Source organism: Vibrio sp. 970 (genome assembly GCF_033339075.1).
In genome coordinates, this window is record NZ_JAWOTW010000854.1 from 1 (window position 1) to 511 (window position 511).

A 511-nucleotide genomic window follows, 5' to 3' on the forward strand; every position below is an offset into this window, starting at 1 on the left:
ACTCAAACTAATGGTAGTACGTTTACTGAACAAGACTGGCTTCCCCCGTTGAGTGCAATTGAACGTATTGAAGTTGTACGTGGCCCTATGTCAACCCTTTATGGGTCTGATGCTTTGGGGGGTGTGATTAATATTATTACGCGTAAAAATTATCAAGAGTGGCACGGAAGCTTGCGTGCAGAAACGACGCTTCAAGAAAATTCAAAATCTGGAAATAGCTATCAAGGGCAGCTTTACCTTGCTGGCCCTGTCATTGATGGTCTGTTGAGTACTTCTTTGACTGGACTGTATCAGGAAAGAAAAGAAGATGAAATTGAAGGTGGTTATGCAGGTAAGACACTCGACAACTATCGAGCTTCTTTGTACCTCACACCTACCTCGGATGACACTTTTACTCTGGAGTTCACCAATCATAACCAAGAGCGAGAGACCACTCTAGGTAAATCAGTGGAGCGAGAGTCTCAAGTTGCAGTACGAGAATATGAACGCCAATCTATTGGTTTTAGCCACG

The 511-nt window shown here is 43.6% G+C and carries 1 protein-coding gene; it reads left to right on the forward strand.

Annotation, left to right across the window (positions count from 1 at the left end):
- Positions 1-511: TonB-dependent receptor plug domain-containing protein (locus R7Q11_RS29560; RefSeq protein WP_225467387.1), on the forward strand; the 511-nt coding region annotated here is incomplete at both ends.